The 15,871-nt window shown below is 48.7% G+C and carries 13 protein-coding genes; 5 read left to right on the top strand and 8 right to left on the bottom strand.

Annotated features, from left to right (window positions below; translation table 11 throughout):
* Positions 1 to 37 precede the first annotated feature (37 nt).
* The 4 genes from Q0V21_RS29315 to Q0V21_RS29300 form a co-directional block, all read right to left on the bottom strand.
* Positions 38 to 1,690, bottom strand: coding sequence for a methyl-accepting chemotaxis protein (locus tag Q0V21_RS29315; RefSeq protein WP_301881868.1), 1,653 nt, complete (start codon positions 1,688 to 1,690; stop codon positions 38 to 40).
* Positions 1,691 to 1,717: 27 nt separating this feature from the next.
* Complete coding sequence (locus Q0V21_RS29310; RefSeq protein WP_301881867.1) at positions 1,718 to 2,725, bottom strand: BMP family lipoprotein; 1,008 nt, start codon at positions 2,723 to 2,725, stop codon at positions 1,718 to 1,720.
* A gap of 424 nt (positions 2,726 to 3,149) precedes the next feature.
* Positions 3,150 to 4,760, bottom strand: a complete 1,611-nt coding sequence (locus Q0V21_RS29305) for a gamma-glutamyltransferase family protein (RefSeq protein ID WP_301882113.1) — start codon at positions 4,758 to 4,760, stop codon at positions 3,150 to 3,152.
* Between the two features lie 192 nt (positions 4,761 to 4,952).
* On the bottom strand, positions 4,953 to 5,852 hold the full coding sequence (locus Q0V21_RS29300; protein ID WP_301881865.1) for a glucose 1-dehydrogenase: 900 nt from the start codon (positions 5,850 to 5,852) through the stop codon (positions 4,953 to 4,955).
* 168 nt (positions 5,853 to 6,020) lie between these two features.
* Here Q0V21_RS29300 and fosB point away from each other — a divergent pair, with 168 nt between their 5' ends.
* Complete coding sequence (gene fosB, locus Q0V21_RS29295; protein WP_301881864.1) at positions 6,021 to 6,443, top strand: metallothiol transferase FosB; 423 nt, start codon at positions 6,021 to 6,023, stop codon at positions 6,441 to 6,443.
* Between the two features lie 133 nt (positions 6,444 to 6,576).
* Entirely contained in the window at positions 6,577 to 8,388 is a 1,812-nt protein-coding gene (locus tag Q0V21_RS29290; RefSeq protein ID WP_301881862.1) for a S9 family peptidase, read from the top strand.
* A gap of 99 nt (positions 8,389 to 8,487) precedes the next feature.
* Here the strand turns inward: Q0V21_RS29290 and Q0V21_RS29285 are convergent, their stop codons facing one another.
* The 4 genes from Q0V21_RS29285 to Q0V21_RS29270 all read right to left on the bottom strand — a co-directional run bounded on the left by Q0V21_RS29285 (position 8,488) and on the right by Q0V21_RS29270 (position 14,289).
* Positions 8,488 to 9,522, bottom strand: coding sequence for a phosphotransferase family protein (locus Q0V21_RS29285; protein ID WP_301881861.1), 1,035 nt, complete (start codon positions 9,520 to 9,522; stop codon positions 8,488 to 8,490).
* Between the two features lie 17 nt (positions 9,523 to 9,539).
* Positions 9,540 to 10,514: an SMI1/KNR4 family protein gene (locus tag Q0V21_RS29280; protein WP_301881860.1), complete on the bottom strand. Its 975-nt coding sequence runs from the start codon at positions 10,512 to 10,514 to the stop codon at positions 9,540 to 9,542.
* Between the two features lie 201 nt (positions 10,515 to 10,715).
* Positions 10,716 to 11,747: a ribonucleotide-diphosphate reductase subunit beta gene (locus Q0V21_RS29275; protein ID WP_024632189.1), complete on the bottom strand. Its 1,032-nt coding sequence runs from the start codon at positions 11,745 to 11,747 to the stop codon at positions 10,716 to 10,718.
* A 208-nt stretch (positions 11,748 to 11,955) separates the two neighbouring features.
* The gene (locus Q0V21_RS29270; RefSeq protein WP_301881858.1) at positions 11,956 to 14,289 is read right to left on the bottom strand and encodes a ribonucleoside-diphosphate reductase subunit alpha; all 2,334 of its coding nucleotides are present in this window, start codon (positions 14,287 to 14,289) and stop codon (positions 11,956 to 11,958) included.
* 760 nt (positions 14,290 to 15,049) lie between these two features.
* Between Q0V21_RS29270 and Q0V21_RS29265 the strand changes: the two genes are divergently transcribed.
* The 3 genes from Q0V21_RS29265 to Q0V21_RS29255 all read left to right on the top strand — a co-directional run bounded on the left by Q0V21_RS29265 (position 15,050) and on the right by Q0V21_RS29255 (position 15,865).
* Positions 15,050 to 15,376, top strand: a complete 327-nt coding sequence (locus Q0V21_RS29265) for an MTH1187 family thiamine-binding protein (protein ID WP_079348778.1) — start codon at positions 15,050 to 15,052, stop codon at positions 15,374 to 15,376.
* Positions 15,377 to 15,594: 218 nt separating this feature from the next.
* Positions 15,595 to 15,711: a YjcZ family sporulation protein gene (locus Q0V21_RS29260; protein WP_208642743.1), complete on the top strand. Its 117-nt coding sequence runs from the start codon at positions 15,595 to 15,597 to the stop codon at positions 15,709 to 15,711.
* Positions 15,712 to 15,754: 43 nt separating this feature from the next.
* The gene (locus Q0V21_RS29255) at positions 15,755 to 15,865 is read left to right on the top strand and encodes a YjcZ family sporulation protein (protein ID WP_218671907.1); all 111 of its coding nucleotides are present in this window, start codon (positions 15,755 to 15,757) and stop codon (positions 15,863 to 15,865) included.
* The last annotated feature ends 6 nt before the right edge of the window (positions 15,866 to 15,871 follow it).

The following is a 15,871-nucleotide window of genomic DNA, read 5'->3' as shown; positions in this document are numbered from 1 at the left end:
CAGCTTCAGGCACAGCCTCTTCTTTATAACGCCTCCACTACAACCGGAACCGTAATAGCTCCTGATGCATCTCCGCACTGATATCCCGCAAAGACTTCACCTTGGTGCTTGCTTCATTGAACGAACGCTGCTGCTCAGCTGTTGAAGCGGTAATTTCTTCGCTGCTTGCAGCTGATTGCTCCGTAATGGCGCTGATGTTTTCAATCGCCTGCTGAACCTGTGCGCTAAGTTCACTGGACTGCTTCATGTCTTCCGCAAGCTGGTTAATGCTTGTACTGATCCGCTCCACACTGTGACGGATTCCGGAGAAGGATTCGCCGGTTTTTCCAGTAGCCTTCTCCTGTTCCGCAAAGAGCTGAATGCTCTGCGTCACCGAGCTTTTTACTTTGCCCATAGCCGTTGTAATTTCGCTGACTGCTGCAAAGATATGCTGTACCGATTGCTCCGATTGCTCGGCCAGTTTCTTCACTTCCCCTGCGACGACAGCAAAGCCGCGTCCGGCTTCACCTGCGCGTGCCGCTTCAATGGAGGCGTTCAGAGACAGCAGGGTGGTCTGTGTAGCGATGCCCGACACATAGGCAGTCATGGTGGCAATCCGGGAGGCGCTCTCCTCTAATTCCTGGACCGTCTGCTCTACCTCAGACATGGCAATCCGGTTGACTTCAGCCAGACGAAGCTGTTCCTGTACAGCAATGTGTCCTTCCTTCACGGAACTCAGAACCTCGTTGCCATATATGGCCGATTGTGAAGTCGCCTGAAGATTGCTTTCGAACGTATGCTGCATCTTATCTACGACCATGACCGTGTCACTTAGATCCTCAGCAATTTTCTGACTGCCAATCGACAGTTCTTCGGTCGTTCGGGACACTTGCTGCACAATGGCCTGAACAGTATCATTACCGCGGTCAATGTCCTGTGCCATTCCATCAACACGGTTTCCTGCCTCACCGATGGATTGGATGATACTGCGAATATTACCCGTCATAAGGCGGAAGGAGCGGTTTAAGTCATCCAGTTCATCTTTGCCTCGGGCCTCCGGAAGCTGCTGGGTAAGGTCACCGTTCGCAATTTGTCCTGCCGCTTCCTTCAAGGTGCGAATGCGTCTTGCCAATTGTCGTGAAGCGTTCATGTTGAACAGCAGGACAGCAATCAGCAGGACGATGGCTCCGACGAGAGCAATTTGCCAGGTTCGCTGGATGTCTTGTTCCAGATCCACCGTATATTGCTCATATCGATCCCGGGTCACCTCATCCAGCATATAGATATCATTTTGTATACCTTTGACCCGTGAGCTGAAACGTTTGGCGTCCGAACTGTTCATGGCTGTGATGGCCTCCGTGGCACCATTGTCCAGAGCTGTCAATTTCGTTTGGATTGATTGGATTAGACGAAGCTGTTCATCCGTATCCAGCAAGCCTTCCGTGAGCTCTTTCACCATCGTTTTACCTTCGTTCAGCAATCGGGCTACGTTATCCTGATTACCAGCTGTCATGGAGAACGAATATACATCGAGCGCCTGCTCGGTCTGTATCTGGTTTGCGTTCAGCTCAGTAACCTTTAGCATGGCAGGCACCAGGTTTTGGTTTTTGGCATTCATGCTCAATAATTGAATAATGATATAAGCGACCAGCGCGAGGCATAACAGTAACGAAACTATGGCATTCAATATCAGCTTTCCCTGCAATTTCATAAGCGTGCCTCCATTTTAGCAATTGGTTTATTGATCTAGGGTAATCTTGGTTTTGCCGGAAGCAATCTGTGCTTTCAAATCATCAAAAGTTTGCTCTTGTTCCTTCGTAAGGGTGATGTTATGTAGAGCGGTTAGACCTACTCCATTTTCTGCCAGACCGAAGAGCATTTCTTTTTGCGGGAATGAATGCTGGTTCTGAATGAATGTATTGATGGCGTTATGAAGAGAGATATCTACATTTTTGAGCATGGACGTGAGTACGGCTTTTTCTGCTAAAAAAAACTGATCCTGGTCCACGCCAATGGCGTATTTCCCTAATTTTTGAATCTCTGAAAGTGAACCTATGCCCGTAAGTCCGGCAGCGACGTAAATGACATCAACACGCTGTTCCTGAATCATCTGTGCTGCGAGCTGTCCTCCAAGATCAGGATTGCCGAAATCTCCGGCGTACACGACATGGACTGTGGCATTCGGATTAGCAGCCTGGACACCTTGCTCAAAGCCTTGCTGAAAATTGTGGAGTACGGGGATATCCATTCCACCCAAAAAGCCTACATGGTCTTCGGTTGTTGCAAAGCCGGCAATAATGCCCGCAAGATAGCTGCCTTCTTCTGCTTTGAAGGACATGGAGGTCACATTGGGGAGATCGGAATGCCCGTCAATGATGAGGAAATGTTGATCTGGATATTTCTGAGCAACCTTCTCCAGATCGGCTTTTACCGTGTCGCTCAGACCAATGATCAAATCGACTTTATCCGCCGCAAATTGCTCAAAGGCTGCCTCGGATGTCAAATCCTTTCCCGGTTCCTTGTAATCAAAAACAATGCTGTTCTCGTTTCTGGCCTGTACCAAACCCTCAAATGCTGCATCACTGAAAGAATGATCACCCAGGCCGACATCGGTAAGAACGATGCCGACTTTGGTTCGCTGATCTGCGGGGGAGGCCTTATCGGTTGTCGAACACGCTCCCAGCACCAGGACAACCAGAATCATCATCATGGTGAACCCGAGTTTGTATTTCCACTGTGTTTTCATGTGCTTTATGACCTCTTTTCTATAAGATGGAGATGATGTATGAGGTGAGCAATTCCCCTATATTTATATCGGACGGGAGCAGAGTCTCCGTAATGGGGAATGATGAAAATTTACGAAAATACTATGAAAATACAATGAAATTTCAATGAAAACCATGAATTATACATTGGATTTACATTAGAAGGGGTATGCATTCTCGACAGTACCTGTGCATCTTGCGGGTCAACGAGAAAAAAGATAGACAAAAAAGGCAAAGAAGAGACCGATTTGATCTCTTCTCTGCCTGTGATCCAAACATAATTTCATATGAACTACACTTTCGCATGAATCAATACATTCATATATATGAATGGTTTTCCCCGTTCACCCAGCATATGCAGTGCTCCAGGTTTTTCCGCTCTTAGTTAGCTGCACATACAACGGATTACCACGCTGCTACGGAGCCATCAGCCCGGCTTTCCGTGCCACCGCATAATACACCGCTGCCCGGATCTCGCCATATAATCTGACCGCGTCCAAACATCGACGGGTCGAGGGCGATCTGTATATCATGCCCCTTGCGGGCGAGTGCCTGTGCAATATGCTGAGGGAATCCGGGCTCAACCAGGATCGTTTTGCCTTTGGTCCACTGCCAGCGCGGAGAGTCGAGCGCAGCCTGCGGATTGAGGTGGAAGTCCACCGTATTCATGACGACCTGCACATGACCCTGGGGCTGCATGAAACCGCCCATGACCCCGAATGGACCGACCGCTTCATCGCCGCATGTGAGGAAGCCCGGAATGATCGTATGATACGTCCGTTTACCCGGCTCCAGCGCATTGGCGTGATCCGGATCAAGCGAGAAATTATGTCCCCGGTTTTGCAGGGCAATGCCTGTTCCCGGCACAACCAGCCCGGAGCCGAAGCCCATATAGTTGCTCTGAATGAAAGAAACCATGTTGCCTTCACCGTCCGCTGTAGCCAGATAGACCGTTCCGCTTGCCCGCGGATCGCCTGCTTCAGGCGGAAGTGCCATATCACCAATGAGCTTGCGCCGTTCGTCTGCATACGCTTCGGACAATATCTCCTGTACGGTTACGCCCATCTTGCGTTCCTCGGTAATGTATTTCTCACCATCGGCAAATGCCAGCTTCATGGCTTCCAGTTGTCGATGGTACCCCAGTACGGATTCTTTCTCGTCAAAATCGAAGCCTTTCAACAGATTGAGCGCTGCCAGAGCAATCAACCCCTGACCGTTCGGTGGGATCTCCCACACGTCATATCCGCGATAAGAGACCGAAATCGGATCAACCCATTCAGGCTGGAATGCGGCCAGATCTTCTTTCGTCAAATAACCGCCGTGCTCTGCCATAAAAGAATGAATACGCTCCGCGAGTTCACCTTCGTAGAAGTCTCGCGCTCCGCTCTCGCCAATCCGGCGCAGTGCAGCCGCATTATCCGGCGAACGCCACATTTCGCCCACGGCCGGAACACGTCCACCTGGGGCGAATGTATCAAACCATGCTCGCCCGGCTTCCGCATCACCCTGGCGTGCATAGATATCGGCTGCCCGTGCCCAATGGCGGGCCAGCCCCGGCGCAAGCGGGTAACCTTCTTCCGCGTAGCGGACAGCCGGTTCCAGCGCTTCCGCCAGCGTGAGCCGTCCAAATCGGCGGCTCAGCTCGGCCCAACCCGCCGGTGCGCCAGGCACCGTCACCGGAATGACCCCCAGCTTCGGCATCTCCGTATGGCCTGCCGCCTTGAGCGCCTCAATTGAAATACTCTGAGGCGCAGGCCCACTGGCATTCAGGCCATGCAGCTTGCCCTCGGTCCAGACGAGGGCAAAGGCATCGCCCCCAATGCCATTGGACGTTGGCTCCAGCACGGTTAGTGCAGCAGCAGTTGCGATAGCGGCATCAATGGCATTGCCGCCCTTTTTTAACACATCCAGACCGGCTTGCGCAGCCAAAGGTTGTGAAGTGGCGACCATACCTTGTTTGGCGTAGACGGGCACACGGTATGACGGATACGGTTGGTAGAGTGGATCGAAGTTCATCAGGTTGTTCAGCTCCTTGTCGCAAGATGTCAGGTTCCGGCTTGCCGGATCAATTACTCCTAACCCTCTTCGCAGCGAAGTTGCGTTCTCCTGCTGACCGTATGAAATCCAACCTGACATGACTGACAAACAGGGGGTTAAACCCATATTTATGTGAGTTGCGTTGCTTTGAATGGAGATACCTCTAGGTGATTAGGTGGTTACCATATCCCCGCCATTAACATGAATGCACTCTCCTGTGACATAGGAAGAATCGCGGGAAGCGAGATAGACGTAGGCTGGAGCAAGTTCATAAGGTTGGCCTGCACGGCCCATTGGTGTCTCAGTTCCAAATACCTGCACATCTTCAGCGGAGAAGCTGGAAGGAATAAGCGGTGTCCAGATCGGACCGGGTGCGACGCAATTGACCCGAATACCCTGAGCTGCGAGCGATTTGGCGAGTACACGAGTCAGAGAGACTACAGCCCCTTTGCTGGAAGAGTAATCGATCAGCTGCACTTCACCTTTGTAGGCCGTAATGGAAGCCGTATTGATGATGGATGCGCCTTTACACAGATGCGGGAGAGCCGCTTGAATCAGAAAAAAGTAGGCAAACACATTCGTCTGGAACGTATGGTACAGCTGCTCTTCCGTAATATCGACGATGCTCGGCTGTACGTATTGCACGCCATGATTGTTGACCAGAACGTCGATCTTTCCGAACGTCTCCATGGTTGTACGGATGACCGCCTCGCAGTTTTTCTTCAAGCGGAGATCAATCTCGATCAACAGACACCGTTGACCCAGCTCTTCAATGCGATCACGTGTCCTTTCGGCGTCGGTCCGTTCATATAGATAAGCGATGGTGATATCTGCACCTTCTTTGGCAAAAGCAATCGCTGCCGCTCTGCCGATTCCACTGTCACCACCGGTAATAATCGCCACCTTGCCTTCCAGCTTGCAGCTGCCAATATAGGCAGGATCTTCGCTGATGGGTTCAGGTACCATCAGGGTTTCCAGACCAGGCTGCTGATCCTGATGCTGGGGTGGGAACGCCAGCTTTTTCTCCTTGCACACCGTCTTCTCACCGTAAAAAGGATAGACAGGATTCATTTGGTTTACATCCTCCTCGCACGTTCGTTCATACGCCTAAACTATGCATTCGCCCAGAAGAAGGTGCGACAGGAGGAAGAAGGGCATTTGTTTTTAGGGCAAAATATACCATAATAAGGATGTAGCTATTGCAGCAGGTCATTAAATTGTGGAGGTGTCAGAAGCCAAATGAATATTCAGGGAATTAATCATCTGTGCTTTTCCGTATCCAATCTGGATCGGTCCATTACCTTTTATGAGCAGGCTCTCGGTGCCCGTATTCAAGTAAAAGGCCGGAAGCTGGCGTATTTCGAACTTGCCGGTCTGTGGATCGCTTTAAATCAGGAAGACGACGTCATTCGCAACTATACGGAACGAACGTATACACATATTGCATTTACCGTAAAAGAAGAGGAATTCGATGAGTCCGTGCAGCAGCTGCGAGCAGCCGGGGCTGACATTCTTCCCGGAAGACCACGTGATCCCAAGGATGCATTATCCGTTTATTTTACCGATCCGGATGGTCATCTGTTCGAGCTGCATACCGGAACTATGAAGCAAAGGCTGGATTATTACCGGGAGGACAAACCTCATATGACCTTTTATACGTAATCGAAGAAAGATCTAAATTGGAAAAAAATATGCCATATCTATTGTACAAACAATGGATGTACATATAATATGGACAAATACACCCTTAATTTACCACTGTTTGATACTTCATTCATACTTAAGGAGGTTTGTCATGATTCAGTTTCCCAAACCGGATGTTGAACAGTATTTCCAGACGTATTGGATTTCCCATTTTGCCGTATCGGCCGACGAGAAGCGTTTGTTTTTTGACAGCAATCTGAATGGCCAGCCCAATATCTGGGCTATGGATCTGCCGGGTGGCTACCCGTATCCTTTGACGTACTTGAATCAGAGCAGCCAGTTTATCAAACCAGACCCGGAAGGACGTCATATTCTCACCGCGTTTGATCGGGATGGTGATGAGAATTATCATCTGTATGCACTTCAACCGGAAGGTGGAGTTCCATTTCCTGTTGTTCCGGCAGAGCCCAATGATCGTTGTTATTTCTCCCATCTGTCCGAGGATGGACAGCGTCTGTATTATATGACAAGCAGGGATAACCCGAACTATCTCAATTCACGCCGGATTAACCTGGCAACGGGAGAGGATGAGCTTCTGCATCAGGGGGAAGAGGTTACAAGCAATCTGGCTGCTGTGAGTTCGGATGAACAAGCCTACGTAATCCTGAATGTATACTCCAATACCTACCAGACAGCATACGTGTATCGGAACGGTGAGTCAGAATCCATTATTCCGGTCTCCGATCGGCAGAGTCAGGTCCCATATGTCCTGTTTGCAGACAATAATCGGCTTCTGATGATTACGAATGATAACGAACCGTACTCCTATGTGGCTGAATACAGACTGGACACTCATGAATTCCGTCCTCTGTGCAAAATGGAAGGCGAGGACGTGGAGATCATCCGCTGGCACAAGGATTCAGAGACGTTATACTTCTGGACGTTTACAGGTCCTGAGAATCGGATGTACGCGTTGGACAAAGATTCGGAGCAGCCTCGGCGTGTGGACATGCCACTGGATACCGTAGAACATGTAACGGTTACCAAGGCCGGCAATGTGTATATTTCGGGGCGTGGAGCCGTCCAGCCGCATAATATCTATCGGTTAATGTCAGGCAGTGAGTCATGGGAGCCGTTGACCGCTAATCGGGTAACAGGGCTTGATCCAAGCGATCTCGTCTACCCGGATGTTATTCGATATAACTCCTACGACGGACTGGAGATCGAAGCACTCTTCTTCAAGGCGAAGCCGGAGCAGGCGAATGGCTACACAGTATTTTGGCCGCATGGCGGGCCGCAGGCATCGGAAGCGAAATTCTTCCGCCCGATGTTCCAATTGATGCTGGCGCAGGGCTATCATATTTTTGCACCCAATTTCCGGGGAAGCACGGGATATGGCGCCGAATTTGTCAAAATGGTTGAGAGAGATTGGGGCGAGGGCCCAAGGCTGGACTGCGTTGCCGGTATAAACTGGCTGTTTGACGAGGGTATCTCGTCACCGGATCGTCTGTTCGTGGTGGGAGGCAGTTATGGTGGGTATATGACCTTGCTTCTGGCAGGACGTCACCCCGAATTATTCCGGGCTGCGGTTGATATTTTTGGACCAAGCAACCTGTTTACCTTCCTGGAATCCGTGCCCGAAGACTGGAAGCCAATGATGGACAACTGGTTGGGTGATCCGGTCCGTGACCGCGAACGTTTAACGAAGGATTCGCCCATTACGTATTTGGACCAAATGGTGAACCCGATGCTGGTCATTCAGGGGGCCAATGATCCAAGGGTCGTCAAGGCGGAATCGGATCAGATCGTGGCTGCGTTGCTGGGGAAAGGGGTAGACGTGGAATACATCGTTCTGGATGATGAAGGTCATGGCTTCTCCAGAAAAACGAATGAGATTCTCGTTTATCGGCGGATGCTGGAGTTTTTGCAGAAACATCAGGAAGCACCGGTCGCACAACCGTAATGCATATGGGCGTATTAACTATTTAAATATAGATTCATAGTTTAAGAAGAACCGCCAGAAGGAGAGATATCTTCATCTTTCTGGCGGTTTTTTGGTGTACTAATCCAGCAAAGCAATAACCGCATCCATGTACTGCTCCGCCCAATGTGCAAAAGTCAGATCCGCTGCCCAGGTCACTCGGCCTGTTGCTTTGCATTCACCCCACAACAAAATGCGCTGATAGAGCAGATGCACCCTAAGCCGTGCAGCGAAGCGTTGGTATCGCTCTGAATCCGCTGTGCAGACAAGTTCCCGGTACCCTTGAAGGAATCGTTTGGCAAGCTCGGGTTGGCCTTCACGGATATACATGGCTGTCATTTTGGTTAGGTCAGCTGTGCCGTCTCCAAAATAGGCGGTCGTAAAATCGAACAGACCACTAATCTGCCATTCTGATCCAAGATCATCTCGTTTGTGAATCAGGAAGTTCTCCACTTTAAAATCTCCCATCACAAATCCGGGAACAGGCATCGATTGGAATGCAGATTCAGCATTGTTTAATTGCTCGTCCACCCACTGTATATCTTCATCGGTAATCACAGAGTATTTTGCAGCATCCTGCAGCCAGTGGTGGATAGTTCCATACAACCAGTCCAGATATTTGCCCGCAAAGGGAACGATTTGCTTCGCTACAGGATCATACTCTCCGGCGTCAGGGACCTTCCAACGGTGCAGTTCTGCTAAGGAATGGGAAAGCATCGTAGCGATATTCGCTTGATCCTCCTGTGACAGGGAGGCCTGTAATATCGGGTCATGCAGGTGTATTCCGGGTAATCGGGGCATGATGGCATAACTCCAGCCCAGCATGTCGGAATCTTCATGCAGCAAATATGGATTAGGTACAGGAATATTGGTGTGCTTGATGAGCTGTTCTACGAAAAATTGCTCTTCCTGGAGTTGTCCTGCATATAATGGGTTACCTTTCAGAATATATTCTCCCTCTGAAGAGTGAATAAGAAGTGTCTGGCCCATCACCCCCTCATCGGTTCGCTTATAATCTATAAGCGTTCCCAGATTGAAATCAAGAAGCGCCTTTTGCAACGATGCTTCCTCAATCTCACCAAGTTTATTGGAGCCAAAATAGATACGGGTTGTCATAAGCCCCTCCTGCAATTTCAGTCTTCGTCCTCTTCACCTGACAGATCAAATGTATCTGCATCAACCAGTCCGCGAATAAAAGCTTCAAAATTAGGTGCCAGATATGTAATCTCATAATCGTCTTCCTGATCCACATGAACCACAGCAGGTTCGCCTTCTGGGCCACAGAATCGATAATCCAGCATCACCACATCGTGTCCTGCAGAAGGGCAATCACAGATGACGATACCGAGATCAGGGTATCCCCAATCTTCAATCATGAATCGACTTCCAAATTCTCCGGCCAGTGTATTGGATTTATCCCGCCCAATGCCCATTATCCCCGTAATGGCGATGTGATCCTCAGCCCATGAAGTAGCTTCATTGGTTGGGAAAACGGTGTGTGCAGGGATTCCGCCATTCTGTGTGTTCATTAACTGGATATAGGAGGCAGGTAATTGATAGCCTAGCTCCTGTTCAATGGTTTGGATCAACTCTTCGTCAAAAGGTGGAGATACATAACTTTCTAACGCATATTCACTCTGTTCCCAGAAGGAAGCCGGATCGTAGGACCCGGAAGCGGCTCTAAGGTGATTTAGCCTGCCACTCTGCTCCAATTCCAACAATATCTCTTGGTGGCGCAGTCGGTTCTGCTGCATTTTTTCAGCTTTGGGCCGTGTCCATTCGAGAAATTCGTTGGTTGATTCGTCATGGGGCAAGAGCTCGTTAGCCATCTCAAACGCATGGAGCGCCTGTTCATACATGGCCATATGATAATAAGCGTAACCCAAACGGTACTGCCAGAGAGGGTCGCTTGTTCCTTGCTCATTCACGGCTAGTAACTGTTGGGCAGCCTCACGGTATCGTCCTTCATTGTTATACGCTCTGGCTAGTTGACCAATGAGCTCATAATCCCGGTCCACTTCAGGAATATCCTGAATACGTTCAATAATAAGACCGAACTCGTCCTGTTCATGCCACTTGTTTAGTTGTTCCAGCAGTTCGTTTGCCATCACTATGCCTCATTTCGACAGGGGAATGTGAACCTTTTTCCATTATATCTTACAAGCTAGCGGGATGGATGGTTTTAATATCCAGGCGTATAGAAAAAACACTCCCACAAGCAGAAAGCCATTAAGCATTCCAAGAAGGGGAGTGTTGAGTATTTATTTTAGGTTGTGTTCACTGATTCATCAGCTTACAGATCGTCCAGCTTACAGATCGTCAAATCCGTTATCGTCGCCGACTTTGCCGTAGTTACGGGACTTGGCTTCGAAGAAGTCTGTTTTCGTAGCATTCAGCGCTTCATCGGAGAAAGGTTTGATCCAAGGCATGCAGTTCACATCCACGCCTTCGTAAGCTTTTTCCATACCCATCAGGCGCAAACGTTTGTTAGCAATATACTTGATGTAGTCTTCCAACTCGTTCAAGTCAATGCCGCGTACGTTGCTGAGGGTGTAGTGTGCCCAGTTGGTTTCGAGTTCAACGGCACGGTTGATCGTTTTGTATACATAGTCCATGTTCTCTGGTGTGTTCAGTTCAGGGAAATCGACCAGCAGCTGTTTGTACACTTCAGCGAAGAAGTAGCAGTGTTGGTTCTCATCACGCTGAATATAAGAGATCATTTGGCTGGTTGCCATCATTTTCTGGTCACGGGCCAGGTTGTAGAAGAAGGCAAATGTACTATAGAAGAAGATCCCTTCAAGTACCAAATCAGCTACCATGGCCTGGAAGAACGTCTGTGGAGACGGATTATCCCGGAAGGTTTGGTAGATGTCGGCGATAAACCGGTTACGGTCAAGCAGCACTGGATCATGTTTCCAGTATTCAAAAATTTCCTTTTGCTCCCGATCAGATACGATGGAGGACAGGACGTAGGAGTAGGATTGGTTGTGTACAACTTCCTGTTGTCCGATAATTGCCGAGATCGCTTCGAGCGATGAATCGGTGAAATAACGTTTCACGTCACCTACAAACATCGTTTGCATGGAGTCCAGTACAGCGAGCAGGGAGATATTTACTTTAAATGTACGCTGTTCTTCCGGGTCCAATTGGGCAAATTGGGAAGCGTCCTTGGACATCGGAATCTCATCGGCAATCCAGTGGTTGAGCAGCAGTACTTTGTACAGCTTGTACATATGAGGCATACGAATATCGTTCCAGTTCAGAATGCCTGAGCATTCCCCTTCAATGATACGGGTAGACTGGTTAGGCGCTTCGGTATTGAAAATTTTCTGCAATTGCATAATCCGTTCACTCCTTGAATGAATTTACACTGTAATAATATTTCAACTTATATATTTGGGGCTGTAATCTGGCATCTATATCAACATCTCATAATGTTGTGATCGTGTTTTAGGCAAAAAAGTACCAGGGCAACGCCATTTTGCATTCAAAACAGGATGCCCTGGTAGTCATCGTAGATCTAGTGAGCTTTCAGCATCACGATAAACATTAGCTTGCGCAAGAATCGCATTCTTCAATAGTCAATGCCCGACTGCGGACATAATAAGTTGATTTGATGCCGGCTCTCCAGGCGTGCAGGTGCAGTTCCAGAAATTCCGTTGCTTTGATATCGGGACGAACATACAGATTGAAACTTTGACCCTGATCGACGTGGCGTTGACGGGCAGCAGCCATATTGATGGAAGCATGTTGATCCACCATGAACGCTGTTTTGTAGTACCAGATCGTTTTTTCGGACAGGTCAGGTGCCGGGTTGGCAATCTTGTATGTCGTTTTCTCTTCATAGGACAACAGTTCGTAAAGCGGATCAATGCTGGCTGTTGAACCGGCAATGATGGACGTTGAACCATTTGGTGCAATGGCGAACAACCAGGCGTTACGTACACCGTTTTGCTGTACTTGGGCTTGCAGTTCTTTCCATTGTTCAGTTGTAACGAATTCGCCTACGCGCTCACCTGACGTGTAATCCCGTTGGTCGAAGTATTTGCCTGTTTGCCAATCGGAACCTTGGAATTTCGGATAATGTCCTTTTTCCTTGGACAGTTCCATGCTGGCTTTCACGAGCAGATAGTTAATTTTTTCATACAGATTATCGTTATATGTGACTGCTTCTTCCGATTCCCAGCGAATGCCTTCGAGAGCAAGCAGGTGATGAAGTCCGAATGTTCCCAGACCAACCGCACGGTATTGACTGTTGGTGTATTGGGCTTGCAGCACTTCAATGTTGTTGATGTCGATTACGTTGTCCAGCATACGAACCTGAATCGGTACCAGACGCTCCAATACATCATGAGGCACGGCACGTGCCAAGTGAATGGAGTTCAGGTTGCAGACTACGAAATCGCCCGGCACTTTGGAAATCACGATGCGGGTTTGTCCATCTTTCGTTACGAGCTCTTCCTTTTCAACTACCGTTGCAGATTGGTTCTGCATGATTTCGGTACAAAGGTTGGAGGAATACACCATGCCGTGTGCACTGTTCGGGTTCGAACGGTTGACGGTATCCCGGTAGAACATGTAAGGCGTACCCGTTTCTAGTTGGGATTTCATGACACGTTTCATGATGTCAATCGCCTGAACCGTGATCCGGGACAGCAGCGGGTGGTTCACCGCTTCCTCATATTTCTGACGGAACGCGCCTTCGCCTACGGACTCATCATAGAAATCTTCCAGCCCGAGTGGACGACCGTTCTCGTCTTTCCAGCCCATCACTTTTTTCGTTTCATGCGGGCAGAACAGGCTCCATTCGCCGCGGCTGGCTACTCGCTCCATGAACAGGTCAGGCAGGCAAATGCCGTGGAATACGTCATGCGCTCGCATCCTCTCGTCACCATTGTTCAGCTTCAGATCGAGGAAGGCCAAGATGTCTTTGTGGAAAACGTCCAGATAAACGGCGATCGCACCTTTACGTGTTCCAAGCTGGTCTACGCTGACCGCAGTATTATTTAGTTGGCGAATCCAAGGGATTACGCCAGAGCTTGTATTTTTGTGACCCCGGATGTCCGAACCGCGAGCTCTGACTTTACCGAGGTAAACGCCGATGCCGCCGCCCATTTTGCTGAGACGCGCTACATCAGTGTTGGAATCGAAGATGCCCTCAAGGGAATCATCCACGGTATCAATGAAGCAGCTGGAGAGTTGTCCGGCCACTTTTTTGCCCGCATTGGACATCGTAGGTGTAGCTGCTGTCATGTACATATTGCTCATTCCCCAGTAAGCTTCCTTAACAAGATCCATACGTCTCTCGGCAGGCTCCTGGTGCATCAGGTACATCGCGATAACCATGTAACGCTCTTGAGGCAATTCCATGACTTTTCCGTCAAAATCGTGAGCAAGGTAACGTTCTGCCAGTGTGAGCAAGCCGATGTAGTCGAACAACAGATCGTTTCGGTAGTCGATGCATTCAGCAAGTTCGTCGATCTGCTCTTTGGTGTAACATTCCAGCAGTTCTTCGCGGTAGATACCTTTCTTCACAAGATCCACAAGAAGCGGGTGGAAAGCGCCGTAAGGCTCTTCCGGGTAAGATTTGTATCTGCGATTGGTGGCCGCTTTCTTGTAAAGGGAAGTCAGCAGGGAGCGTGCCGCTGCAAATTTCCAGTTAGGCTCTTCCTTCGTTACCAGTTCCAGGGCGCTCATCATAAAAGCGTTGCTGATCTCGTCTCCGGTAACTTCGTCACGACGGAGCTTGCTGTTTACCCCGCGTACCAGACGTTCCTTGTCCAGCATGTCCAGTCCTTCCAGAATACGATCTGCATATACCGAGATGCGCATATCATCAAAGGCAAGCTGGCGGTTGTTCGGCTTGGTCACAACTTGTGGCATGAATATTCCTCGCTTTCGCATGTTTAAGAGATAAATTGGAGAAATTCTTTATATAAAGAATTGAGTGTCTTCTTACGGTGAGATAAAGATATAAGCTTCATATTGCGGACTGAGCGGCGGTAATAGGACGTCTTGCCATCTTGCGACATCGGAGCAGCACGCAGAACATGGTCACATAAAAAGCATTCCCTCTGCCTATTGGCTGAAAATGCCCTTAGATGCCCTGAGTTCCTTGCTGTCTTTAATGATCTGGAAAAGACAAAAAAGGGTACTTATGTAATCTTTTGTCTATCGCTGACGCGCCTTTAATTTGAGGATACCGGTGCAGTCCAAATAGCCCCGTTAACCTCCGAGTCAAGTCTGTTTCGAGAAAGCGATTTACACCTACAGGGACGTGCCTTTGGAGGTGATTTCATCCTGTTTTTCGCGAGATTTCAGAAGATGACTAATAGAAGTGGGGTAATTCAATTTCACTACATTTTGTTGCTGTTATCACACTGTAACCCAACATATAGTGTTTGTAAACAGGGTTAATACAGTGAAACGTAATTCCGAGTATACCATTTAAGCCGAGATTCCGCAAAGGAAAAGGACTGGAAGATTTGAAGATTTATCAAAAAAAAATTTTTGATCAAATCGGATGACGTTATCACGTCAGTTTGAATTGTGGCTCCTTCAACTGGTAGAATAAAAACAGGCAGAAATCGACTAAAAATGAGTGGCACCGGTAACTTACGGGGTCCAGAGGAGGCGGAGTAAAATGGCAATAGCAGAGGTGACCGTAATTCCAATTGGCACCGGGACGACCAGCTTGAGCAGTTATGTGGCGGACATGCAGAAAGTATTGGAAAATCAGCGGGGCATTACATATCAGTTGACCTCCATGAGTACCATTATCGAAGGTCCGCTCAATGAGGTCTTTACAGCGATTGCGGCTTTGCACGAAGCTCCATTCCTATCGGGAGCTCAGCGAGTCTCCACCTCCGTCAAGATTGACGATCGTCGGGACAAACCGGATGCCTCCAGTGTGCAGAAGTTACAATCTGTTCAAGACAAACTGGCCTCCCGTCAGGCACGGCCGAACTGAGGGAAGGAAGTCTTTATCAGCAATAGAAGTGCAATCGTTTTATCTAACATACTGTAAGTCTCCGTTGGGGGCTTGCAGTTTTTTGTCATTCCATCGGTATAAAGAGAAAGACAGTGATCCGTCTTTAGGGTGAACCTGCCCAATTTTAACCAAAGCCCGATCTACTGCATGATTTTTGCATATAGTGAACTGTACCTCAAATAAAAGGAGGGTTTTCAATGAGTGGAGTTGTTGGAGGAGTAGGCTACGGTGTTGGTGGCGCATGGACATCGACTGGTGCCATTTTGGTTCTCTTCATTTTGTTGGTTATCATTTCTAAAGCATTCCTGATCTAATAGACTTTTTGGACCCTAATACTTTAGTAAAGGAGGGTTCCCTATGAGCGAAGTCGGAGGCGTAGGATGTGGATACGGCGGCTGGACATCAACTGGTGCAATCTTGGTTCTGTTCATTCTTCTCGTTATCATCACTAAATCTTTCTGGGTATAATAGGTT

Origin of the sequence: Paenibacillus sp. 11B, assembly GCF_030487755.1 — a bacterium.
GTDB classification, from domain to species: Bacteria; Bacillota; Bacilli; order Paenibacillales; family Paenibacillaceae; genus Paenibacillus; species Paenibacillus vandeheii.
The sequence above is the reverse complement of the archived record's forward strand: the minus strand, read 5'-3'. Positions and strand labels throughout refer to the sequence as shown.

Excerpts from the sequence above, each read along its gene's own strand:
- Q0V21_RS29290 (WP_301881862.1), top strand. The coding sequence starts at position 6,577 with ATGATTCAGTTTCCCAAACCGGATGTTGAACAGTATTTCCAGACGTAT.
- Q0V21_RS29300 (WP_301881865.1), bottom strand. The coding sequence starts at position 5,852 with ATGAATCCTGTCTATCCTTTTTACGGTGAGAAGACGGTGTGCAAGGAG.
- Q0V21_RS29270 (WP_301881858.1), bottom strand. The coding sequence starts at position 14,289 with ATGCCACAAGTTGTGACCAAGCCGAACAACCGCCAGCTTGCCTTTGAT.
- Q0V21_RS29285 (WP_301881861.1), bottom strand. The coding sequence starts at position 9,522 with ATGACAACCCGTATCTATTTTGGCTCCAATAAACTTGGTGAGATTGAG.
- Q0V21_RS29275 (WP_024632189.1), bottom strand. The coding sequence starts at position 11,747 with ATGCAATTGCAGAAAATTTTCAATACCGAAGCGCCTAACCAGTCTACC.
- Q0V21_RS29305 (WP_301882113.1), bottom strand. The coding sequence starts at position 4,760 with ATGAACTTCGATCCACTCTACCAACCGTATCCGTCATACCGTGTGCCC.
- fosB (WP_301881864.1), top strand. The coding sequence starts at position 6,021 with ATGAATATTCAGGGAATTAATCATCTGTGCTTTTCCGTATCCAATCTG.
- Q0V21_RS29280 (WP_301881860.1), bottom strand. The coding sequence starts at position 10,514 with ATGGCAAACGAACTGCTGGAACAACTAAACAAGTGGCATGAACAGGAC.
- Q0V21_RS29315 (WP_301881868.1), bottom strand. The coding sequence starts at position 1,690 with ATGAAATTGCAGGGAAAGCTGATATTGAATGCCATAGTTTCGTTACTG.
- Q0V21_RS29310 (WP_301881867.1), bottom strand. The coding sequence starts at position 2,725 with ATGAAAACACAGTGGAAATACAAACTCGGGTTCACCATGATGATGATT.
- Q0V21_RS29255 (WP_218671907.1), top strand. The coding sequence starts at position 15,755 with ATGAGCGAAGTCGGAGGCGTAGGATGTGGATACGGCGGCTGGACATCA.
- Q0V21_RS29260 (WP_208642743.1), top strand. The coding sequence starts at position 15,595 with ATGAGTGGAGTTGTTGGAGGAGTAGGCTACGGTGTTGGTGGCGCATGG.
- Q0V21_RS29265 (WP_079348778.1), top strand. The coding sequence starts at position 15,050 with ATGGCAATAGCAGAGGTGACCGTAATTCCAATTGGCACCGGGACGACC.